At 70.8% G+C, this 22,158-nt stretch carries 20 protein-coding genes and 1 tRNA gene; 7 read left to right on the forward strand and 14 right to left on the reverse strand.

The genetic code is table 11. From position 1 onward, the window contains the following. Window positions 1–8: 8 nt before the first annotated feature. Window positions 9–1,304, reverse strand: coding sequence for a M20/M25/M40 family metallo-hydrolase (locus tag G6G98_RS02410; RefSeq protein ID WP_067351849.1), 1,296 nt, complete (start codon window positions 1,302–1,304; stop codon window positions 9–11). 113 nt (window positions 1,305–1,417) lie between these two features. On the opposite strand from G6G98_RS02410, the gene G6G98_RS02415 reads away from it, so the two are divergent. Continuing rightward, window positions 1,418–1,500: transfer RNA gene (locus G6G98_RS02415), tRNA-Leu, on the forward strand. Window positions 1,501–1,688: 188 nt separating this feature from the next. Here G6G98_RS02415 and G6G98_RS02420 read toward each other — a convergent pair. The 3 genes from G6G98_RS02420 to G6G98_RS02430 form a co-directional block, all read right to left on the reverse strand. Further along, window positions 1,689–2,783, reverse strand: coding sequence for a VIT1/CCC1 transporter family protein (locus G6G98_RS02420; protein ID WP_067351846.1), 1,095 nt, complete (start codon window positions 2,781–2,783; stop codon window positions 1,689–1,691). 279 nt (window positions 2,784–3,062) lie between these two features. Continuing rightward, window positions 3,063–4,622 (reverse strand): HNH endonuclease signature motif containing protein, encoded by a 1,560-nt coding sequence (locus tag G6G98_RS02425; RefSeq protein WP_164233747.1) that lies wholly within the window; start codon window positions 4,620–4,622, stop codon window positions 3,063–3,065. A 242-nt stretch (window positions 4,623–4,864) separates the two neighbouring features. Then, the gene (locus tag G6G98_RS02430) at window positions 4,865–6,607 is read right to left on the reverse strand and encodes a DEAD/DEAH box helicase (RefSeq protein ID WP_067351839.1); all 1,743 of its coding nucleotides are present in this window, start codon (window positions 6,605–6,607) and stop codon (window positions 4,865–4,867) included. Between the two features lie 112 nt (window positions 6,608–6,719). Here G6G98_RS02430 and G6G98_RS02435 point away from each other — a divergent pair, with 112 nt between their 5' ends. Then, entirely contained in the window at window positions 6,720–7,547 is an 828-nt protein-coding gene (locus tag G6G98_RS02435) for an SGNH/GDSL hydrolase family protein (RefSeq protein ID WP_067351835.1), read from the forward strand. A 6-nt stretch (window positions 7,548–7,553) separates the two neighbouring features. Here the strand turns inward: G6G98_RS02435 and G6G98_RS02440 are convergent, their stop codons facing one another. Continuing rightward, the gene (locus G6G98_RS02440; protein ID WP_208321410.1) at window positions 7,554–8,354 is read right to left on the reverse strand and encodes a TrmH family RNA methyltransferase; all 801 of its coding nucleotides are present in this window, start codon (window positions 8,352–8,354) and stop codon (window positions 7,554–7,556) included. A gap of 83 nt (window positions 8,355–8,437) precedes the next feature. Between G6G98_RS02440 and G6G98_RS02445 the strand changes: the two genes are divergently transcribed. From G6G98_RS02445 to G6G98_RS02455, 3 genes are all read left to right on the forward strand, one after another. Further along, window positions 8,438–9,004 carry a hypothetical protein gene (locus tag G6G98_RS02445; RefSeq protein WP_164233746.1) on the forward strand — a complete coding sequence of 189 codons (567 nt, stop codon included), beginning with the start codon at window positions 8,438–8,440 and terminating at the stop codon, window positions 9,002–9,004. A gap of 61 nt (window positions 9,005–9,065) precedes the next feature. Then, complete coding sequence (locus tag G6G98_RS02450; RefSeq protein ID WP_067351829.1) at window positions 9,066–9,905, forward strand: Sir2 family NAD-dependent protein deacetylase; 840 nt, start codon at window positions 9,066–9,068, stop codon at window positions 9,903–9,905. Beyond that, complete coding sequence (locus G6G98_RS02455; RefSeq protein ID WP_164233745.1) at window positions 9,902–10,489, forward strand: histidine phosphatase family protein; 588 nt, start codon at window positions 9,902–9,904, stop codon at window positions 10,487–10,489. The genes G6G98_RS02450 and G6G98_RS02455 overlap by 4 nt, the downstream gene beginning before the upstream one ends. Here G6G98_RS02455 and G6G98_RS02460 read toward each other — a convergent pair whose 3' ends face one another. The 5 genes from G6G98_RS02460 to G6G98_RS02480 are packed head-to-tail and all read right to left on the reverse strand — an operon-like array spanning window position 10,490 to window position 16,421. After that, a complete protein-coding gene (locus G6G98_RS02460; protein WP_164233744.1) occupies window positions 10,490–11,296 on the reverse strand; it encodes an HpcH/HpaI aldolase/citrate lyase family protein in 807 nt (268 codons plus the stop codon). Next, window positions 11,293–11,778 (reverse strand): MaoC family dehydratase, encoded by a 486-nt coding sequence (locus G6G98_RS02465; RefSeq protein WP_164233743.1) that lies wholly within the window; start codon window positions 11,776–11,778, stop codon window positions 11,293–11,295. The genes G6G98_RS02460 and G6G98_RS02465 overlap by 4 nt, the downstream gene beginning before the upstream one ends. A gap of 19 nt (window positions 11,779–11,797) precedes the next feature. Continuing rightward, complete coding sequence (locus G6G98_RS02470; protein WP_279587589.1) at window positions 11,798–12,946, reverse strand: acyl-CoA dehydrogenase family protein; 1,149 nt, start codon at window positions 12,944–12,946, stop codon at window positions 11,798–11,800. Beyond that, entirely contained in the window at window positions 12,946–14,862 is a 1,917-nt protein-coding gene (locus G6G98_RS02475) for an acetyl/propionyl/methylcrotonyl-CoA carboxylase subunit alpha (protein ID WP_164233742.1), read from the reverse strand. Before G6G98_RS02475 ends, G6G98_RS02470 begins: the two co-directional genes overlap by 1 nt. Before the next feature lie 5 nt (window positions 14,863–14,867). After that, window positions 14,868–16,421, reverse strand: a complete 1,554-nt coding sequence (locus tag G6G98_RS02480) for a carboxyl transferase domain-containing protein (RefSeq protein WP_243841977.1) — start codon at window positions 16,419–16,421, stop codon at window positions 14,868–14,870. A gap of 111 nt (window positions 16,422–16,532) precedes the next feature. Here G6G98_RS02480 and G6G98_RS02485 point away from each other — a divergent pair, with 111 nt between their 5' ends. Further along, window positions 16,533–17,126, forward strand: a complete 594-nt coding sequence (locus tag G6G98_RS02485; RefSeq protein ID WP_067351805.1) for a TetR/AcrR family transcriptional regulator — start codon at window positions 16,533–16,535, stop codon at window positions 17,124–17,126. On the opposite strand, the gene G6G98_RS02490 is transcribed toward G6G98_RS02485, so the two are convergent. The 3 genes from G6G98_RS02490 to pdhA are packed head-to-tail and all read right to left on the reverse strand — an operon-like array spanning window position 17,119 to window position 20,590. Then, complete coding sequence (locus tag G6G98_RS02490; RefSeq protein ID WP_164233740.1) at window positions 17,119–18,465, reverse strand: dihydrolipoamide acetyltransferase family protein; 1,347 nt, start codon at window positions 18,463–18,465, stop codon at window positions 17,119–17,121. The genes G6G98_RS02485 and G6G98_RS02490 overlap by 8 nt on opposite strands. Continuing rightward, window positions 18,462–19,472, reverse strand: a complete 1,011-nt coding sequence (locus G6G98_RS02495) for an alpha-ketoacid dehydrogenase subunit beta (RefSeq protein WP_067353712.1) — start codon at window positions 19,470–19,472, stop codon at window positions 18,462–18,464. Before G6G98_RS02495 ends, G6G98_RS02490 begins: the two co-directional genes overlap by 4 nt. Window positions 19,473–19,474: 2 nt before the next feature. After that, window positions 19,475–20,590, reverse strand: a complete 1,116-nt coding sequence (gene pdhA / locus G6G98_RS02500) for a pyruvate dehydrogenase (acetyl-transferring) E1 component subunit alpha (protein WP_164233952.1) — start codon at window positions 20,588–20,590, stop codon at window positions 19,475–19,477. 170 nt (window positions 20,591–20,760) lie between these two features. Between pdhA and G6G98_RS02505 the strand changes: the two genes are divergently transcribed. Next, window positions 20,761–21,234, forward strand: coding sequence for an Lrp/AsnC family transcriptional regulator (locus tag G6G98_RS02505; RefSeq protein WP_067351799.1), 474 nt, complete (start codon window positions 20,761–20,763; stop codon window positions 21,232–21,234). Here the strand turns inward: G6G98_RS02505 and G6G98_RS02510 are convergent. Continuing rightward, window positions 21,206–22,105 carry an alpha/beta fold hydrolase gene (locus G6G98_RS02510; RefSeq protein WP_067351796.1) on the reverse strand — a complete coding sequence of 300 codons (900 nt, stop codon included), beginning with the start codon at window positions 22,103–22,105 and terminating at the stop codon, window positions 21,206–21,208. The two genes, G6G98_RS02505 and G6G98_RS02510, sit on opposite strands and share 29 nt — an antisense overlap. Window positions 22,106–22,158 lie beyond the last annotated feature (53 nt).

Here is a 22,158-nt window from a genome sequence, read left to right on the forward strand (position 1 = left end):
AGCGGCGCTCAGTACGTGCGCAGCAGATCGGCCAGCACCCGCTGGCCGAAGACAAGCGATTCTACGGGGACGCGCTCGTCCACTCCGTGGAACATCCCTGTGAAATCCAGGTCAGCCGGGAGTTTCAGCGGGGCGAATCCGTACCCCGTGATGCCGAGGTACGCGAGGGCCTTGTTGTCCGTGCCCGCACCGAGAAGATACGGGATGACCGGGACCCCCGGGTCGTGGCGGCCGAGGCTCGCCACCATCGCCTCGACGAGGTCACCGGAGAAGGGCGTCTCCATGCCGATGTCACGCACGACGATCTCGATCTCGATCTCGTCGCCGACGAGCTGTTGCAGTTCGGCGAGCACGTCGTCCTCGGTGCCGGGGATGACGCGGACGTCGATGAGGGCCTCCGCGCGCTCGGGGATCACGTTGTGCTTGTACCCGGCGGTGAGCATCGTCGGGTTGGTCGTGGTCCGGAACGTGGAGCGCAGGAACGCCTCCGCGGGTCCGGCAGCGGCGGCGAGGGCGTCGGGATCGTCGGCCGAGCGCCCGGTGAGCGTGCTGAGGCCACCCAGGAGAGCCTCTGTCGTGGGCGTGAGATGCAGAGGCCAGCGCGTGCGGCCGATCGTGGCCACGGCCTCGGCGAGCTTCGTGACGGCGTTGTCCTCGTGCAGGCGACTCCCGTGACCGGCGCGGCCCTTCGCGATGAGGCGGATCCAGATCAGGGCCTTCTCCCCGACCTGCAGGAGGTACGCGCGCCGGTCGTCGACCGTGATCGAATAGCCGCCGACCTCGCTGATCGCCTCCGTCGCGCCGGCGAACCACTCCGGACGGTTCTGGACGACGAGCGCGGATCCCTCGACGCCGCCGTTCTCCTCGTCCGCGAAGAACGCGAGCACGAGGTCGCGCTCCGGCTGCTCCCCGGCCCGCAGGATGTCGGCGACGGCGGTGAGGATCATCGCGTTCATGTTCTTCATGTCGACCGCGCCGCGACCCCACAGCATCCCGTCCTGCACGACCCCGCTGAACGGATCGACCGTCCAGTCCTCCGGCATGGCGGGCACGACGTCGAGGTGACCGTGCACGACGAGGGCGGGCTTGTCCCGATTGCGACCGGGAACACGCGCCATCACGTTCGTCCGGCGAGGGATCGGCTCGTAGTACTCGACCTCGAGACCGAGTCCCTCCAGGTAGGCGCCCACATACTCCGCGGCCTCCCGCTCCCCGTTCGCCTTGCCGCCGCCATAGTTCGACGTGTCGAAGCGGATCAGGTCGCTCGCGATGCGGACGACCTCGGGGAGCCAGGGATCGGTCATGGTCCCAGGCTATCGAAGCGGTGTGGCGCGCCCGGGCGGAGCGCTCGGTTTCTGAGACCTGCTTCGCTCGTGCTAATGTAAATCTTCGTTCGGCAACGAACAATCCAACACCTGCGCGGGTGGCGGAATGGTAGACGCGCTAGCTTGAGGTGCTAGTGCCCGATAGGGCGTGGGGGTTCAAGTCCCCCTCCGCGCACAGAACGAAGAAGAGCTCCGGTCCGGAAGGATCGGGGCTCTTCTTCGTTCCGATGCCCTGCGCTTCGCTCCGTTCTGCGCGGGTGACGCGGACCTGCTGATTCGCACCGAGTGAAGTGGTGCCCCGGTCAGCAGATCGGAGCACCACTTCGTCGTTCCGGCGAGTGCGATGCGGCTTCGTGCCGGGCCCTAGACGGCCCCGACGCCGAAGGCCAGACCGAGCGCGTAGGTGATCGCGGCGGCGCCGAAGCCGATCGCCAGCTGACGGAGGGCGCGGCGCAGCGGGGGTCCGCCGGAGAGGATGCCGACCATGGCGCCGGTGCTCAGCAGCGCGATCCCCACGAGCACGAGGGCGACGACGATCGCGGTCGTGCCCTGCAGACCGAAGATCCACGGCAGCACCGGGACGATCGCTCCGGAGGCGAAGAGCAGGAAGCTCGAGATCGCTGCGGTCCAGTCGCTGCCGACGATCTCGTGGTCGTCGCCGTGAACGCGGACCGGGCCCGTCGCCGCCCGCTGCGCGCCGGCGCGGGCCGCCGCGATGATCCGGCGACCGCGGGCGAGGGCCTCGTCCTGATCCATCCCGCGGGCGCGGTAGACCAGGGCGAGCTCGTTCTCATCGATGTCGAGATCTCCGGCGGATGCAGCGGCATCCTCGTTCGCCTCGGTCGCGGCGAGCAGCTCGCGCTGGGAGCGGACAGAGACGAACTCGCCTGCTCCCATGGACAGCGCTCCGGCGAGGAGCCCGGCGACGCCGCTGAACAGCACGAAACCCGGGCTCACTCCGGTGGCGCCGATGCCCAGCACGAGAGCGAGATTGCTGACCAGCCCGTCGTTGGCTCCGAACACGGCCGCACGGAAGGAGCCCGACAGTCGTCGTCGCCCGCGCGCGGCGAGACCGCGGACGACCTCGTAGTGCACCTTCTCGTCGGCGCGCATCGCGGGCGTCGCGTACTGCTCCGCGTCATAGGGAGAGCGGGCCTCCGCGCTCTGCGCGAGTGCGAGCACGAAGATCGAGCCGAAGCGGCCCGCCATCCATCCGAGCAGCCGGGAGCGGATGCCGGCGCGCGGCAGACGCGCGGGTTCCTCGCCGAGTAGGTCGAGCCAGTGCTGCTCGTGACGACGCTCGGCCTCCGCGAGGCTGAGCAAGATCTCGCGCTCCTCCCCTGTGCGCCGGTCCGCGAGCTTCTGGTAGACGAATCCCTCGGCGCGCTCCTCCACGAGATAGCGCGCCCAGCGGCGGCGGTCGGCGGCAGTGGGCTCGGCGGCTGCGGGGGCTGTCATGATCCTCCAGGTCGATGCGTGCCCGAGTTCGGGGCAACCGTTCCACGCTATCCGCGGGTCATGTCCGGTCTCGAACTGAGACGAGGTTTGACAGCATTTCGGGCCTCCGAAGTGCGCGGTCAAGGCACCTTCCCGGACGTTCTGAAGCCCGGTTGTCGAGCTCGCCCCACCCTGCCGTGGAGCGAGCGAAGGGAGCCCGGTTCCGGTCGTTGAGCGAGCGAAGCGAGTCGAAACGCCCCTTCCGACGTACGACACTAGGGTGCGGATGCTGCGGATGCATCAGGTGCGCAGCACCGCTCTTCGGGGTGGTTTCACCGGGACGGAGTGTCGCGGGGTGCGCCATCGCTGTTGCGGGTCCCACCACTCCGGACCCCGGATCTGCGGCAGGCCGCCGTTCATCCGGATCTCCCACCCGGAATGCTCCAGGGAGCGGTGATGCCACCAGCACAGCGGCACCCCGTTGTCGGTATGAGTGGGACCGCCTTTCGCGTGTTCGTGGACGTGATGGATCTCACACCACGACGCCGGGACATGACAGCCCGGAATCAGGCACTCCTGGTCGCGGGCGACGATCGCGCGCCGCTGATGCACCGTGAACACCCGATCGGTCGTCGAGATCCCCACGATCCGGCCCTCGTCGAACAACACCCGCTGAACCGCACCCGTACACGCCGTGTGCGTGGCGACGCCGAGCGAGACGGGGGTGTCGGCGCCCGGGATCGTGGCCCAGCCGGTGCCGGTGGCGAGGTCCTTCGCTTCCACATGCACCACCAGGGTCGGGGCCGCACCACCGAGCGTGGGCATGTCGTCGTGGCGGGCGGCGATGCCCACGGCGGCGGCGAGAGCGTCGTGGCGCTTCTGCCCGGGCGTGCGGGCATCGATCAGGTTCCGCGGATCGGTATTGAACCTGTCCTCCCCCGCACCAGTACCCTCGCCGCCATCGGCACCATAACCGTCAGGATCGGTGCCGTCATCGTCCGAAGCGGGCTCGAATCGCACCCCCGGTGCCGGTGCTCCCCCGACCTTCGGGTTGTTGTACGCGTCGGCGATCAGCTGCCACGCCGCAGCGACCTCCGGAGTCAGATTCCCGCGCACCGGATGCACCCCATTGCGCAACCGGCCCACCGTGAAGCACCGGCGCGACTGCGCCTCCAAGTCAGAAGGCTCCGCCCCGTCGGGATCCAACCCCACCGCGAGAGCACTCGCGAACATCTTCAAGTCCTCCGCCGACGCCCGCGGACCCGGGCCGGGCGCATCACCATCTGCATCTGCATCTGCAACGTCTTCGACATCGGCGCTTACGCTTGCCCCGGCCGAGTCAGCCTCCGCGCCGTCGGCGTCCACATCGGGGAGGTTCTCACCGCGTGCGAAGGCGGCGAGGTTCGCATCCGCCCACAGGCGCTCCTCCAGGCTGATCCGATCCCGCGCCGCCTCCAACGGCCCCACCGCGGCCAGCAGACCGGTCACGCCGACGGCGCCGTCTAGGAGTGCTTCCCGCATGGCGGGCCAGCGGGCCGGCTTCCGCTCCCCCGACACCAGGCTCACATCCCGAGCGACCGCGTCCGCGGCACGGACGATCCTCCCCGCCGTCGGCGCATCGACCAGGGTGGCGCGGCGGAGAAGTTCGTTCATGCCGCGACATCCGAACCGGTGACCGAACTCCACATCCGCCGTCGCCACCGCCTCCACGATGCCGGCGTCCGCCAGCCGGGAGACCTCACCGAGACCGACGAGCAGCGCCGCACGGTCGGCATCCGACAGCCCCGCGACCGTGTCCGCGGACAGCAGCTCGCGCAGGTCGGAAGCGACCTGAGCGATGGTGTCTGCGGGGCTGTTCATACCTCAATTCTGCCGAGGGCCACCGACATTGAGAGGCCGGTTTCCCCCAGGTCTGAGATACTTTCCGACCGATTCTCGGGTCGTGTTTCGGAAGGGGCGTTTCGACTCGCTCCGCTCGCTCAACGACCGATGGACTCGCTCCGCTCGCTCAACGACCGGTGGGCTGGCGCTCGCTCGACGATCGGGCAGGTTACGAGCGCCTCAATCCGCCGCGCACAGCAAGCGCCGGAAAGCACGGCGCCTCAGGAGCGGACGCGCTTGCGGAGAACGTCGATGCGCGACTGCAGCTGGGTCACGGTCGCCTGGGCCACAGCAGGGCCGCCGCAGATGCGTCGCAGCTCGGCGTGCACCGAGCCGTGCGGCTCCCCGGACTGGCGTGCATACAGGCCGACGAGACTGTTCAGCAGCTGCCGCTGCTCACGCAGCGTGCGATGCAGAGGTGCCGGCAGGGTGGTCGTCTCGGTCGGATCGGCCGTCGCCTCGCGGGCCTCGCGCAGACGCGACTGGCGCGCCTGACGCTGCATGAGCAGCTCGTGCACATGCTCGGGCTCGAGGAGGCCTGGGAACCCGATGAACTCCTCTTCCTCCGGGGTGCCGGGCTCGGCGAGCTGACCGAACTCCTTGCCGTCGAAGACGACCCGGTCGAAGTGCGCGACGGAGGAGATCGCCTGATAGCTGAACTCCTGGGTGAGGGCGTCGGAGGCCTCGTCCTCGCGATTCGCGCTCTCGAGCAGCGAGTCGTCCAGGCCGTCCTCGTCCTTCGACTGCCGGTCGAGGGCATGATCGCGCTGCTTCTCCAGCTCGTTGGCCAGGCCCATGAGCACCGGCACGTTCGGCAGGAAGACGCTCGCTGCCTCGCCACGCCGTCGGGCGCGCACGAACCGGCCGATGGCCTGCGCGAAGAAGAGCGGTGTCGATGAGGAGGTCGCGTAGACCCCCACCGCAAGCCGAGGTACGTCGACGCCCTCGGACACCATGCGCACGGCGACCATCCAGCGCCGGTCTCCGGCGCTGAACTTCTCGATCCGCTCCGAGGCGGAGGCGTCGTCGGAGAGGACGACGGTCGGCTGCTGACCGGTGATGCTGTGCAGGATCTTCGCGTAGGCGCGGGCGACGGTCTGATCCGTGGCGAGGACCAGTCCCCCAGCATCCGGGATGTGATGGCGGATCTCGGTGAGCCGCCGGTCCGCCGCCGAGAGGACGGCAGGCATCCACGACCCCTCCGGGTCGAGCGCCGTGCGCCAGGCCTGGGAGTTGACGTCCTTGGTGTTGTCCTGCCCGAGGTGCGCTTCGAGCTCGTCGCCGGCGCTGGTGCGCCAGCGCATCTTCCCGGCGTACATGTGGAAGAGCACGGGACGGACGACGCCGTCGGCCAGTGCACGCCCGTAGCCGTAGGCGTAGTCGGTGCTGGAGACGCGCGCTCCGGACTCGTCCGGCAGGTACTCGACGAACGGGATGGGCGCGGTGTCGCTGCGGAACGGCGTTCCCGACAGCAGCAGCCGCCGCTTGGCCGGCCCGTACGCGTCGCGGATCGCGTCGCCCCAGCTCAGCGCATCGCCGCCGTGGTGCACCTCGTCGAGGATCACCAGGGTCTTCGCGTCCTCGGTGAGGTGACGGTGCACGGAGGACTTCGCTGCGACCTGGGCGTAGGTCACGACCACGCCGTGGTAGTGCCGCGCGGGCGCCCAGTGGCTGTTCTTGAAACGCGGATCGAGCCGGATGTGCACACGCGCCGCGGCATCCGCCCACTGGGTCTTCAGGTGCTCGGTGGGCGCGACCACGATGACGCGGTTGACCTCGCCCATCCGGAGGAGTTCCACGGCGAGCGTCAGTGCGAAGGTCGTCTTGCCTGCGCCGGGCGTCGCGGCGACGAGGAAGTCGCGCTGATCGGCCTGGAAGTACTGGTCCAGCGCTTCCTGCTGCCACGCCCGCAGTTTGCTCGCCGTTCCCCACGGGGCGCGCTGAGGAAAGGAGGGAGAAAGCATCGAATCAACGATAAACGGTGCCGGGGACACCGTCGTGCGCCGGCAGCCGGGTAGGCTCGGTCACTGCGCCGCCACGATCAATGGCCGGCGCGCGTTCGCGAAGGAGAGCTGGATGACCGACCAGGATTCGACTCGGACCCCGTACGTGGCGAACGAGACCCCGCACCCGTGGCGGCGTTTCGTCGCCGTCGGCGACTCGTTCACCGAGGGAATCGGCGATCCCGATCCGTCGGTGCCCGGCCGTCACCGAGGCTGGGCGGACCGCGTGGCGGCCGTGCTCTCCCAGCAGGTGGACGACTTCGCGTACGCGAACCTCGCCGTGCGCGGAAAGCTGATCGCACAGATCGTCCAGGATCAGATCGAACCGGCGGTGGCCCTGCGCCCCGATCTGGTCTCCATCTGCGCCGGCGGCAACGACGTCATCCGCCCCGGCACCGATCCCGACGCCATCGCCCAGCAGCTGGAGGATGCCGTCGCGCGCCTCTCCTCCACCGGCGCCGCCGTCGTGCTCTTCACCGGCATCGACACCGGCTTCACCCCCGTGTTCCGCCCGTTCCGCGGCAAGGTCGCCATCTACAACGAGAACGTCCGCGCGATCGCCGACCGGTACGACTGCATCGTCGCCGACCAGTGGGCGCTGAAGGTCGTGCAGGACATGCGCTTCTTCGACGACGACCGGCTGCACTACAACGCGCTCGGACACCACGAGGTCGCGCGCATGGTGCTCCGCGCACTGAACGTCCCCAACGACCTCGAGGCCATGCAGCCGGAGCCGCTTCCGGTGCGCACCTGGCGTGAGGCCCGCGCCGAGGATCTCGGCTGGGCCCGCGAGCATCTCGTCCCCTGGGTGCTGCGACGTCTGCGCCATCAGTCATCCGGGGACAATGTCGCGGCGAAGCGTCCGGAGCCTGCTCCGGTCGTACTCCCCGACAGGGACTGACGCCACTCAGACCCTGAGCGCCCAGAGCGCCACCGCGGCTGCCGCGGCGACGTTCAGCGAGTCCACGTCTCCGGACATCGGGATCGTCACGGTCCGATCGGCCGAAGCCAGCGCCTCCGCCGACAGGCCGTCGCCCTCCGATCCCATCATCAGCGCGACCCGCTCCGGTCGGTGCGCCACGTACTCGTCGAGAGACACCGCGTCCTCGCTGAGCGCGAGGGCGGCGAGCTCGATGCCGACGTCGTGGAGATCCGTCACCGCCTGATCCCAGGACTCGATGCGCGTCCACGGCACCTGGAACACCGTCCCCATGCTCACGCGCACGCTCCGCCGGTAGAGCGGGTCGGCGCACCGCGGCGAGACGAGCACGGCATCCGCTCCCAGGCCCGCGGCCGCGCGGAACGCCGCTCCCACGTTGGTGTGGTCGCCGATCCCCTCGAGGATCAGCACGGTCCGCGCGCCGTCGACGACATCCGGCACCGACGGGAGTGGGGGACGGTGCATGGAGGCCAGCGCCCCGCGGTGGACGGCGAAGCCCGCCACGGACTCGGCGACCTCGTCGGGGACGACATAGACCGGCACGTCGAGATCGCGCACGATCTCCTGGACACCGTCGGCCCAGCGTCTCTGCACCATCACCGATCGCGGCCGGTGTCCAGCCGCGACGGCTCGGGCGATCACCTTGGCCGACTCCGCGATGTACAGGCCGCCCGCGGGTTCCGCGACGGCCCGCAGCGCCGTGTCCGTGAGTCCCCGGTAGTCGTCGAGGCGGGGGTCGTCGGCATCGGAGACGGGCAGCAGTTCCACGCCTCCACTCTGCCACCCGGATCCCGCCGGGCATTGCCGTGACGGTCGAGCCGCCCTAGCGTGGACCTCGACGGAGGGGGCGTATGACCGGCACGGAATCGCAGCGCGTCAGGATGCTGCTGTGGTGGCCGGGCCTGGCGGGGGTGCTGTTCGCCGCCGGGATGATCGTGCTGCTCTGGATCGGGCGTGCGGATGCCGCCACCGCCGCCGACATCCTCACCGCCGCCGCGTTCGTGTACCTCGGCTCCGCCGCGCTCGGCCATCGCGGGGCCGCCTGGCCGCTGTTCGGGCTCACCTTCGTGCTGATCGGCATCGGACTCGCCGTCCGGCCGTTCCCCGCCTTCCTCGTGATGGTGCTGCTCGGCGCCGTCCTCGCGGTCTACGGCGTGATCCGCGGACGCCTCCGGCCGGCGGACGGTCTGCCGCTGCAGGCGGCGGCGATGACGGCTGTCCTGCTGCTCGTCCTGCTCGCGGGGGTCCTGGACGGGCCGTGGCCGGGGATCCTCGCCGGCGTCGGGCTCTTCGCGCACGCACTGTGGGACGTCAGGCACCTCCGCACCCGCCGCGTGGTCGCGCCGTCGATGGCGGAGTTCTGCGCGGCACTCGATCTGGTCCTCGCCGCCGGCGTGGTCGCCGTCAGTCTGCGCTGACCCTGAGCGCGCGGCGTCATCCGCCCGCGGCCACGTCGTAGACTCCCATCGAGGAGGTCCTGTGAGCGCATCGAGCATCGCCGAGCTGTCGGCATCCGTCGACCGGGCCGCGGAGCTCCTGCGGGGCCGCCGGATCGCCCTCCTCACGGGGGCCGGGATCTCCACCGACTCCGGCATCCCCGCGTACCGCGGTGAGGGGGCTCGCACCCGCAGCGATCCGATGACGATCCAGCGCTACCTCTCCGATGAGGCGGCGCGCCGCAGGTACTGGGTGGGCGGACATCTCGGCTGGCGGGCGTTCGCCCAGGCCGAGCCGAATGCCGGGCACCTCGCCCTCGCCGCGATGGAGGCCGCCGGCGCCGTCTCCGGCGTCATCACGCAGAACGTCGACGGCCTGCACCTCCGCGCGGGCAGCTCGCATGTGATCGAGGTGCACGGCACGATGCGCCGCGTCCTCTGCCTGCACTGCGGTCAGGTGTTCGACCGTCGCGACATCGCCACGCAGATCGAGGCGGCCAACCCGTGGATCACCGTGCCCGAGAACGTCGCGCTCGCCCCCGACGGCGACGTCCTCCCCGAGAGCACCGACGGCTTCATCGTCCCCGTGTGCACGGTCTGCGAGGGGATGCTCAAGCCGGACGTCGTGTTCTTCGGCGAGTACGTGCCACCGGACCGGTTCCGCGCCGCGGAGTCGCTGCTGCGTTCGAGCACCGCGATGATCGTCGCGGGCTCCTCCCTCGTCGTGAACTCCGGGGTCCGCCTCGTCGAGCGCGCGCGACGGCGCAGCATCCCCCTGATCATCATCAACCGCGAGCCCACCCGCGCCGACGCCTGGGCGGACCTCACGCTCGCGGCCGGCACCGGCGAGGTGCTCCCCGCACTCCAGGAGCGTCTGACGTGACCCTGCTCACCCTCGTCCGCCACGGCCAGACCGACTGGAACCTCGACAAGAGGATCCAGGGCACCACCGACATCCCGCTCAACGAGACCGGACGGGCGGACGCCCGTGCCGCGGCGGCGCTCCTCGCCGATGGCACGCATCACGCGATCTACGCGAGCCCGCTGCTCCGCGCCCGCGAGACCGCGGAGATCATCGCCTCCGACCTCGGCCTCGACGCCCCGCAGCTCGTCCCCGACGTGCGCGAACGGGAGTTCGGGGACGGCGAGGGGATGCTGGTCACCGAGTACATCGCCACCTATGGCGACTGGTTCTCCCCCGTGCCGCGGGCGGAGACGATGGAGCAGGTCGCCGACAGGGCGCTGCGCGCCCTCGAGCGGATCGCACGCGACGCCCGGCGCCGATCGGCGCCGCGTGCGGAGTCCGTCGTCGTGGTCACCCACGGCGGCGTCATCCGGTCGCTCATCAACCGCGCGTCCAGCGGGACGCTCCCCCGCGAGGGCGAGCAGCTCCGCAACGGCTCCGTGCACCGCTTCGAGGCGTCGCCCGGATCGCTGCGCCTGCTGGAGACGGCCGTCCTGGTCTGATCAGCTCGCGCGGGCGATCACCGAGCGCGCGTGCCGGAGCACCGGCTCGTCGATCATCCGTCCCTCGAAGCGGAACACGCCGCGCTCCCCCTCCGCGGCCGCGAGCACCGCGTGAGCCCAGGCGACCTCCGCGTCCGCCGGCCGGTAGGCCTCGCGGATCACCGCGACCTGCTTCGGATGGATGCAGGCGGTGGCGCGGAACCCGGAGGCGGCGGCGTCCTCCACCTCGGCCCTCAGTCCTTCGAGATCGTCGATCGCGATGTGCACGGCGTCGATCGCGGCCTTGCCGTGCGCACCGGCCTCGAGCAGCACCCGCGATCGGGCGTAACGGGCGACGTCACGGTAACCGCCGTCGGGCCGTCGGCTCGAAGTCCCGCCGAGCGAGGCGACGAGGTCCTCAGCGCCCCACATCATCGCCACGACCTGCGGATGCGCCGCGATCCCCGGCGCCGCATGGATGCCGCGAGCGGTCTCGCACAGCGCGAGGAGCGAGAAGCGCGCGTCGAACGCCCGCAGGTCGTCGGCGCTCTCGGTCTTCGCGACCATCACCGTGCGGAAGTCGGTCTGCGAGAGCGTCGCGATGTCCGAGAGGAACTCCGCGCTGCCGGGCGCGTTGACCCGCACGATGACCCGTTCCGGATCGACCTCAGCGTCGATGAGGTTGCCGCGCGCGGCGGCCTTCGCCGCGGGGAGCACGGCGTCCTCGAGGTCGAGGATCACGGCGTCCGCCTTCTCGAGGGCGCCCTGGAAGCGCTCCGGCCGGTCGGCGGGGCAGAACAGCAGCGAGGGACCGAGGTCGAAGGTCACGCGTCGGATCCTTCCGGGAGGCGGTGCACGAGCACCGTGCGGGTGGCGGTGGCGACGACGGTGCCGTCCTGGTTCCGCCCGGTGTGCGCGATCGTCACGATCCCCTGGCCGGGTCGTGAGGACGAGATCCGCTTCGAGACCACGACGCTCTCCGTGTACAGGGTGTCGCCTGCGAAGAGCGGATGCGGGAACGAGATGTCGCCGAGCCCCAGCTGCGCGACGAGCGTGCCCTGAGTGAGCTGCGCGACGGAGGATCCGACCATCGTCGACAGGGTCCACATCGAGTTCATCAGCCGGTCGCCGAACTCCTGCGTGGCGGCGAAGGCCGCGTCCAGGTGCAGCGCCTGCGTGTTCATCGTCAGCGTCGTGAACAGCACGTTGTCGGCCTCGGTCGCGGTGCGACCAGGACGGTGCAGATAGCGGGCCTCCTCCACGAACTCCTCGTAGTAGAGCCCGCGCTGGATGATCTCCTGCGCGCTCATCGTTCCTCCTGCTGCCACGCTACCCGGCGAGGCCCAGCGCCCGCGCGATGACGAGCAGCTGCACCTCCGTGGTGCCCTCCCCGATCTCGAGGATCTTCGAGTCCCGGTAGTGCCGGGCGACGGGGAACTCGTTCATGAAGCCGTTGCCGCCGAAGATCTGCGTGGCGTCGCGGGCGTTGTCCATCGCCGCCTCCCCGGAGACGAGCTTGGCGATGGCGGCCGCCTCTGCGAACGGCTTGCCGGCGTCGCGGAGACGGGCGGCGTGGTGCCAGGCGAGCCGGGCGGCGTGCACGCGCGCCCGCATCCGCGCGAGCGTGAACTGGGCGTTCTGACGCGTGCTGAGGGCGCTGCCGAAGATGGTGCGGCTCTTCGCGTACTCGACCGAGGCCTCCAGGCAGCCTTCCGCCGCTCCGGTGGCGAGGGCCGCGATCGCGATGCGGCCCTCGTCGAGGATGCTGAGGAAGTTGCGGAAGCCGCTCCCCCGCTCCCCGAGAAGGTTCGCAGCCGGCACCCGTGCGCCCGCGAAGGTGAGCGGGTGCGTGTCGGAGGCGTTCCAGCCCACCTTGTCGTACGGTGCCTCCACGGTGAAGCCGGGCGTCCCGTTCGGGACGATGATCGTCGAGATCTCCTTGCGCCCGCCCTCGTTGCCGGTGACCGCGGTGACCGTGACGAACCGCGTGATCGGCGTTCCGGAGTTGGTGATGAACTGCTTCGAGCCGTCGATCACCCACTCGTCGCCGTCGAGGCGGGCCGTCGTGCGGGTGGCGCCGGCGTCGCTGCCGGCCTCCGGCTCGGTGAGGCCGAAGCCGGCGAGGGCACGCCCGGCGAGGAGGTCTGGCAGCAGCTCCTGCTTCTGCTCCTCGGTGCCGAAGCGGAAGATCGGCATGGCGCCGAGGCTCACCCCCGCCTCCAGGGTGATCGCGATCGACTGGTCGACGCGTCCGAGGGCCTCGATGGCGATGCCCAGGGCCATGTAGTCCCCGCCCTGGCCGCCGTACTCCTCGGGGAACGGCAGACCGAACAGGCCCAGCTCGCCCATCTGCGCCACCACGTCCATGGGCAGGGTGTGCGTGCGGTCGGCCTCGTACGACTGCGGCGCGACGACCGTCTCGGCGAACTCCCGCACCATGGCGGCGAGCTCGCGCTCCTCCTCGGTCAGATCTTCCATCATCGGTCCTCCTCCGTCGTCCCGGGTTCGGGGGCGGTGCTCACGCGCGCGACCGGCTGGTCGCGACGCACCTGGTCGCCGAGGGCGACCAGGAGGTGGACGGTGCCGTCGTGCGGCGCCGTCACCGGGTGCTCCATCTTCATCGCCTCGATCGAGACGAGAGGGTCGCCTGCGGTCACGACCGTGCCGTCGGCGACGTGCACTGCGACCACGCCGCCGGGCATCGGGGCGCGCGCCTCCGGATCGGTGGCGGCCGCGGCACGCTCCAGGGCGGCGAGGCGGCGCAGCATCCGCTGCCGGCGATCGAGCGGCATGAGGCGCGCCGTGCGCCCCTCGGCGGTCACCCAGATCGCACCGTCCGCGCCGGCGGCGGCCACCGCGGCGCCCTCGGCCCTCGCCGGGGCGTCGAGGATCTCGCCGTCCTCGGTGAGGAAGGCGAGCGTCGAGGCGCCGGCATCCGCGAGCGCCGACCAGGCGCCTCCCGCGCGGAGGGGATCCGGCGCGCGGCGGCGATCGCGCCCCGCCTCGGCACCGGCAGCCGCGAGCATCGCCGATGTCGGCGCCGGCGCCGCGAAGGGCAGCAGGGTCTCGATGAGTCCGGTGTCGAGGTCCCCAGCGATCACGCGGCGGTCCTGGCAGAGCGCCCGGAGGAAGGCGATGTTCGTCTCCACGCCCAGCACGACGGTCCTGCCCAGCGCAGCGTCGAGCCGCTCCAGTGCGGTCGCACGGTCCTCCGCCACGGCGATGACCTTGGCGATCATGGGGTCGTAGAACCCGGAGACCTCGCTGCCCGTCTCGACCGCGGAATCCACGCGCACGCCGGCGGGGGCGTCGAACAGGAGGACCCGGCCGGTCGACGGGAGGAAGCCGCGCTCCGGCGATTCGGCGTAGATGCGCGCCTCGACGGCGTGTCCGCGCAGCGGCGGTGCGGGCGGCAGCGGCAGGCCGGCGGCGACGCGCAGCTGCAGCTCCACGAGGTCGAGGCCGGTGACCTCCTCCGTGACCGGATGCTCGACCTGCAGGCGCGTGTTCATCTCGATGAAGAACACCTCGTCGGGGGCGTCCGCGTCGATGAGGAACTCGACGGTGCCTGCGCCGACGTAGTCCACGCTCTCCGCGGCCTGGACGGCCGCGTCCAGCAGCAGCGCGCGCGTGCGCTCGGGAACGCCGGCTGAGGGCGCCTCCTCGACGACCTTCTGGTGGCGGCGCTGCAGCGTGCACTCGCGCTCGCCCAGTGCGATCACGGTGCCGTGCACGTCTCCGAACACCTGCACCTCGATGTGCCGTGGCCGGCGGATCAGCCGCTCCAGGATGAGCGAGTCGTCACCGAATGCGGCCGCCGCGACGCGTCGTGCGGATGCCAGCGCAGACGAGAGCCCTCCAGGGCCGGAGACGACCTCCATGCCCTTGCCCCCGCCGCCCGCACTGGGCTTCACCAGCAGCGGGAACCCGACGGACGCCGCCTCCTCGGCGATCTCGAGATCGGAGAGGCCCTTCGCGTCGAACCCGGGAACGACGGGCACGCCGTGCCTGATCACGTGTTCGCGGGCCTTGGCCTTGTCCCCCATGATCTGCAGCGCCTCGACCGAGGGGCCGACGAACGCGATGCCGCTCTCGGCGCACGCCTCGGCAAGCCCGACGCTCTCGGAGAGGAAGCCGTATCCGGGGTGGATGGCCTGCGCACCGGTCACCCTGGCCGCCGCGATGACGGCATCGATGTCGAGGTACGACTCCGCAGCCGGGGCCGCGCCGATGCGGACGGCGGCATCCGCCTCCGCGACATGCGGGGCGCCGGCATCCGCGTCGCTGTAGACGGCGACGCTGCGGATGCCGAGGCGGCGCAATGTGCGGATGATGCGGCGGGCGATCTCGCCGCGGTTGGCGACGAGGACTGTGTCGAAAGTGCTCTCGGTCATGGCGATCACATCCGGAAGACGCCGAAGCGCGGCTCGGGCAGCGGGCTGCGGGCGACGACGTCCAGGGCGAGACCGAGGACGTCACGGGTCTCCGCGGGATCGATGATGCCGTCGTCCCACAGGCGGGCGGTCGCGTAGTACGGCTCGCCCTGGTGCTCGTACTGCTCGCGGATCGGCGCCTCGAACGCGCCGCGCTCCTCCGCGCTCCAGCTCTCTCCGCGCGCGGTCAGCTGATCCTCCTTGACGGTGGCGAGCACCGAGGCGGCCTGAGCGCCGCCCATCACGGAGATACGGCTGGCCGGCCAGGTCCACAGGAAGCGCGGCGAATAGGCTCGTCCGCACATCGAGTAGTTCCCTGCGCCGAAGGAGCCGCCGATGATGACCGTGAGCTTCGGCACGCGCGTGCTCGCGACGGCGGTCACCATCTTGGCGCCGTCCTTCGCGATGCCTCCCGCCTCCGCATCCGACCCCACCATGAAGCCGGTGATGTTCTGCAGGAACAGCAGCGGGATGCCGCGCTGGTCGCAGAGCTCGATGAAATGCGCCCCCTTGAGGGCCGATTCGCTGAACAGCACGCCGTTGTTCGCGACGATGCCCACGGGGTGGCCGTGCAGGCGAGCGAATCCCGTGACGAGCGTCGTGCCGTACTCGGCCTTGAACTCGCGGAAGGTGTCGCCGTCGACGAGCCGGGCGATCACCTCGCGCACGTCGTAGCCGGCGTTCACGTCGACGGGGACGACGTCGTACAGCGAGGAGAGCTCGGCCGGCGCCCTTCCTTCCTGGACGTCCCACGCCGGCTGCGGGGGCGGAGGCAGGGTGGCGACGATCTCGCGGAGGATCTCGAGGGCGTGCTCGTCGTCTTCGGCGAGATGATCGACGACGCCGCTGCGCCGGGCGTGCAGTTCGCCGCCGCCGAGCTCCTCCGCGGAGACGACCTCCCCGATCGCGGCCTTCACCAGGGGCGGACCCCCGAGGAAGATGGTGCCCTGGTTCCGCACGATGACGGTCTCGTCGCTCATCGCCGGCACGTAGGCCCCTCCTGCCGTGCACGAGCCGAGCACTGCCGCGAGCTGCGGGATGCCCGCTGCCGACATCCGGGCCTGGTTGAAGAAGATGCGGCCGAAGTGGTCCCGGTCGGGGAACACCTCGTCCTGCTTCGGGAGGAAGGCGCCGCCCGAGTCGACGAGGTAGAGGCAGGGCAGCCGGTTCTCCAGCGCGATCTCCTGCGCGCGGAGATGCTTCTTGACGGTCAGCGGATAGTACGTGCCGCCCTTGACGGTCGCGTCGTTGCAGACCACCATCACCTGCCGCCCCTGCACGAGGCCGATGCCGGCGATCACCCCGGCACCCGGCGCCTCTCCCCCGTACAGGCCGTCGGCGGCCAGCGGGGCGATCTCGAGGAACGGACTGCCCTCGTCGAGCAGCCGGGCGACCCGATCGCGCGGGAGGAGCTTGCCGCGGGCGACGTGACGCGCGCGCGAGGCCTCCGGTCCCCCTGCGGCTGCCTTCGCGCGTCGCTCGCGCAGCTCTGCAGCCAGGGACTCCTGGGTTGCGGGCATCGTGATGTCCTCCTCGACCCACGTCATTCGCCGACACGCTCTGGCGCCGCGCCGTGCCTTTCGGTTAGTGTTCACTAACCCGTTCATTCAGGTTAGCGAGGATTAACTGAGATGACAACCCCGCCCACCGCCCGCGACCGTGCGAAGGCGGAGCGCTCCGACGCCATCCTCCGCGAGGCCGCGCAGCTGTTCGCCGCGCGCGGCTACAACGGCGTGAGCCTGGAGGACATCGGCGCGGCCGTCGGCGTCTCCGGTCCGGCGGTGTACCGGCACTTCGCGGGCAAGCAGGCGCTTCTGGGAGCGGTGCTGGTCAAGGTCAGCCAGGAGCTGGTGGCGGGCGGCTCGGCGGTGTCGGAGGCCGCCACGGACACCCGTGCGCGGATGCACGCGCTGATCGCGTTCCACGTCGACTTCGCCCTCGGCAACGCCGAGGTGATCCGCGTGCAGGACCGCGATGTGGCCCATCTCGCCGAGGGCGACCATGCGGAGGTGCGCCGCCTGCAGCGCGCGTACATCGCGCTGTGGATCGACGCTCTCGCGCCGCTCGTCGACGCCTCCGCCGAGGAGCTCCGCCTCCGCGTGCAGGCCTGCTTCGGCCTCATCAACTCCACCCCCCACAGCACGAGGGCCGCGACCAGACGCGCCTCGGCCACCGCGACCGTGCTGGTCGCGATGGCCGAGGCCGCGCTCACCGTCGCTACCTGAGCAGCATCGCCCGTCCCGGCTCCTCAAGGATGTCGGCGACGTCCTTGAGGAACCGCGCACCCTCCGCACCGTCGACGAGGCGGTGATCGAAGGAGAGGCTCAGCGTCATCATCTGGCGGAGCGCGATCTCGCCGCGGTGCTCCCACGGCTGACGGCGCACAGCGCCGACGGCGAGGATCCCGGACTGTCCGGGGGGCAGGATCGGCGTACCCGCGTCGACGCCGAAGACGCCGATGTTCGATATCGAGAAGGTGCCCCCGGCGAGCTCCGCGGGCGAGGTCTTCCCCGCCCGGGCGGTCTCCGCCAGCGTCTTCAGGGCATCGGCGAGCTCCACCAGCGTGAGCCGCTCCGCGTCGCGGATGTTCGGCACGATGAGTCCGCGCTCCGTGGCCGCCGCGATCCCCAGGTCGACGTAGTTGTGCTGGACGATCTCACCGGCCTCCTCGTCCCACCGGGAGTTCAGTCCCGGCGTGCGACCGAGCGCCAGACAGACGGCCTTCGAGATGACCGCGAGCGGGCCGATGCGGTGCTCCGCCAGGGAGCGGTCCTCGCGGAGGCTCTCGAGCAGGTCCATCGTCGCCGTGACGTCGACCGTGTGGAAGACGGTCACGTGGGGTGCCGTGAACGCGCTCTGCACCATCGCCGCCGCCGTGTGCTTGCGCACGCCGCGGATGGGGATGCGCAGTTCGCGCTCGTCACCGTGCAGGGACGCCGCGGTCGAGGGCACCGACACGGTGGCAGGAGCGCTCTCCGCCTCCGCGCGGATGCCCGCGCGCTGCGCATACTCGTCGATGTCGTCGCGGGTGATCACGCGGTCGCCCACGGTCGCCGCCACCAGCACCAGGTCGACTCCGAGCCTCTTGGCGTAGGCGCGCACCGGAGGCGTCGAACGGGGCCGTTCGATCACGGTGTCGACGCTCGCGGTCGGCGTCGCATCGTGCGGCGCGGCCTCGAGGACCGCGGTGTCAGCCGCGGGCGCCGGGGCCGCGGCGCGCCGCGCGCGCCGCGCGGGACGTCCTGCCGTCGTCGGGGCGGCGCCATAGCCGACGAGGTTCGGCTGCGCCTTCTCCTCCGCCGGCGCGGCCGGGTGATCCTCGGCCCCCTCGACGTCGAAGGCGATGAGCGGTGCGCCGACGGCGACGGTCTCCCCCGCCTCCGCGTGCAGCGTCGACACCGTGCCCTCGTAGGGGGACGGCAGTTCGACGATGGCCTTCGCGGTCTCCACCTCGGCGAGGGTCTGGTTCAGCGCGACGGTGTCACCGGGGGCGACGAGCCACTGCACCACCTCCGCCTCGGTGAGACCCTCACCCAGGTCGGGAAGCCGGAACTCGGCGATCATGCTTCCGCTCCCGTCAGGCTGTTCGGCCGGTCCAGGACGCGATCGACGGCATCCAGCAGGCGATCGAGGTCGGGGAGGTGATACTTCTCCAGTTTCGCCGGCGGATAGGGCACGTCGTGGCCTGTCACGCGGAGCGGAGCGGACTCGAGATACTCGAAGCAGCGCTCGGTGATGCTCGCGATCACCTCGGCGGCGACGCCGGCCTCGCGCGAGGCCTCGTGGGCGACGACGACCCGGCCGGTCTTGCGCACGGACGCCGCGACGGAGTCGTAGTCCACCGGCGAGAGCGAGCGCAGGTCGATGACCTCGAGCGAGATCCCCTCGTCCTCCGCGGCCTCCGCCGCCTGAAGGGCGGTCGAGACCATCGCGCCGTACGTGATGAGCGTGGCATCGGTGCCGGGGCGCACGACACGCGCGAGGCCCATCGGCGGAGCATCCGCCAGCGGCGCCTCCAGGTCAACCTCGCCCTTGTGGTGGTAGAGGCGCTTGGGTTCGAAGAAGATGACGGGATCGTCGCTGGCGATCGCCTGCCGCAGGCTGCGGTACGCGTCCTCCGGGTTCGACACCGCGATGACGCGCAGCCCGGCCGTGTGCACGAAGTAGGCCTCCGGCGACTCGGAGTGGTGCTCGGCCGCGCCGATGCCGCCGGCCCACGGGATGCGGATCGTGATCGGCATCCTGACCCGCCCCTGGGTGCGGTAATGGAGCTTGGCGACCTGGGAGACGATCTGGTCGAAGGCGGGGTACACGAAGCCGTCGAACTGGATCTCCACGACCGGCCGGTAACCGCGGAACGCGAGTCCGACGGCCATGCCGACGATGCCGGATTCGGCGAGCGGGGTGTCGATGACGCGCGTGGCGCCGAACTCGTCCAGCAGCCCGTCGGTGATGCGGAAGACGCCGCCGAGCCTGCCGATGTCCTCGCCGAGGAGCACCACCTTCTCGTCGTCTTTCATCGCCTGACGAAGGCCGGCCCCGAGGGCCTTCCCGAGAGTGAGCTCGGTCATGATCACGCCTCGCCTTCGAAGGTCGCGAGGTACGCGGCGTACTCGCTGCGCTGGCGCTCGAGCCCGGTGTGCGGCTCGGCGTAGACGCCGTCGAACACCGCGAGCGGCGGGCGCGTCGTCATGCCGAGGCAGGCGGCGCGCATCTCCTTCGCCACCGCATCCGCCGCCGCCTGCGTCTCGGCGAACTGCTCCTCACCGAGCTCGCCGAGGGACTTCAGGTGCGCCTCGAGGCGGGCGATCGGGTCGCGGCGGCGCCAGGCCTCCAGCTCCCCCTCCTGCCGGTAGCGGGTGGGATCGTCCGCGGTCGTGTGCGGGCCCATGCGGTACGTGACGGCCTCGATGTAGGCGGGCCCCTTGCCCGAGCGGGCGTGGTCCAGGGCCCAGCGCATCGCCGCCATGCAGGCGAGGACGTCGTTCCCGTCGACGCGGAGGCTCGGGATGCCGAAGCCCGGAGCACGGCCGGCGATCGGGTACTGCGACTGCACCGACACCGGCTCCGAGATGGCCCAGTGGTTGTTCTGGCAGACGAACACGACGGGAGCACGGTAGGACGAGGCGAAGATCATCGCCTCGTTCACGTCGCCCTGGCTCGTCGCGCCGTCGCCGAAGTAGGCCACGGCGACCTCGTCGGCGCCCTCATGGCTGATGCCGAGCGCGTAGCCGACGGCATGCAGCGTCTGCGCTCCGATGATGATCTGCAGCGGTGCGACGCGCAGGGCGGTCGAATCGTGCCCCGCACCCTCCTCGCCTCGCCACATGCGCACGTAGTCGCCGGGCTGTGCACCGCGCGCGTAGATCACGCCGGTCTCCCGGTAGCTCGGGAAGACGTAGTCCTGCGGGGCCAGCGCGCGGGCGGTGCCGATCTGGGTGGCCTCCTGCCCCTGGCACGGAGCCCAGAGGCCCAGCTGACCCTGGCGCTGCAGAGCGACGCCCTCGGCGTCGATGCGCCGGAGGATCACCATGTCACGGTGGAGCGCACGCAGCTGCGCGGCATCCACGTCGGCCACATAGGCGTCCAGCTGAGGGTTCGCGATGCGGGTTCCGTCGGGCGTCAGGATGCGCTCGGAGAGCTCCAGATCCTGTGCGGTGTCGGCGATCGGCGTGATCTGCGGTGACATCATCGTCCTCCTCATTCGTGGCCGCCCTTGTGGGGCATGCACGCGTTGCGCCGGCGTCCTCACCGGCTGATTCGAGCGTACGTCTGCTGCACACCTCGCTCAAGCATTACCGCACGCTCTGAGCATGTTGCTCAATAAGCAGGGGTCCACCCCTGCTACTCTTTGGCACTATGCCTGGACTTGACCGCATCGATCTGGAGCTTCTCGCGGCCCTCGCCGACGATCCGCGCATCACGATCGTCGCCCTGGCCGAGAATCTCGGCCTCAGCCGCAACACGATCCAGGCGCGGATGGCGCGTCTGGAGCAGACCGGCGTGTTCCTCTCCTACGAGCGCGCCTTCTCCCCCGACGTCCTCGGCTTCCCCCTGCAGGCCTTCGTGAGCATCGGCGTGCGGCAGACGGAGCTGCCCCGGATCATCAACGAGCTCGCGCGGATTCCGGAGGTCGTCCAGGCGCACGGGCTCAGCGGATCGGTCGACCTCCTCGCACGGGTGGCCTGTCGCGACGCGCGCCACCTCTTCGACACGGACGCGCGGATCCTCTCGATCGACGGCGTCGAGAGGACGGAGACCTCGCTCGCCATGGGCGAGGTCATCCCCTTCCGGGTCGCAGGACTCATCGGCCTCGCGCGACGGGAAGCCTGAGGAACCGGCGGATCGCGCCGGCGGCCTCCGCCGGCGTCTCGTAGTGGATCAGGTGCCCCACGTCCGCGATCTCGACGAGTTCGGCGTCGGGGAACAGCGTCGCGAGCGTGCGCTCCGCCTCGATCGGCGTGATGTCGTCACGCTGAGCAGCGATGAGCAGCGTCGGGACGCGGATCGCGGAAGCGGAATGGGTGACATCGCTGGACACGCTGGCCACGAAGGCGTCGCGGAGCACGTCCCGGTCGGAGAAGCGCGAGAAGTACGTGTCGTGCTGGTCGTGTATGAACCGCCGCAGAGCGCGGTCCTTCGTCTTGGCCATCGTGATGCTCATCACCCGGACGATCAGGCGGTTGCGCAGCAGAGCGGTGCCGAGAGGCTCGGGCAGGCGCGCGCCGAGGGCGTAGTACAGCACGGCGAGGCGCGTCATGATCCCCTTGGGTCCCTCGAGAGCCGGCGCCCCGATGGGGTTGATCAGGATGAGCCGAGGAGTGTCCAGTCCGGCGGCGACGGCCGCCGACGTGACGATCGAGCCGAAGGAGTGGCCGAGGATCACCGCACCGGGTGCGACGGCCGCGGCGAACTCGGTCAGCCAGGCGACGTACTCGTCGAGGTCGTAGGTGCGCCCGTCCACCGGCGCGGTCTCGCCGAACCCCGGGAGGTCGGGCGCGATCACCCTGGCCTCCGGAAGGAAGGCGAGGACGGGCTCGAGTCCGTGGTGCTCGCCGCGGAAGCCGTGCACCGCGATGATCGTCGTCTCCGCCTCGGCGGGACCGTACACCCAGTAGGCGGTGGCGGACCCGCGCACGGTGATCTCCTCGCGCACGACGGGGAGTCGGCTGAGGCGGTCGGCGTATGGCGAGGGGACGGTCATGATCCGAGTCTACGAGCCGTGGCTGGGCGAAGCCCCGTGCGCCTGCCCGGCGA

It is taken from the genome of Microbacterium hydrocarbonoxydans, from assembly GCF_011752045.1.
Taxonomy (GTDB): domain Bacteria; phylum Actinomycetota; class Actinomycetes; order Actinomycetales; family Microbacteriaceae; genus Microbacterium.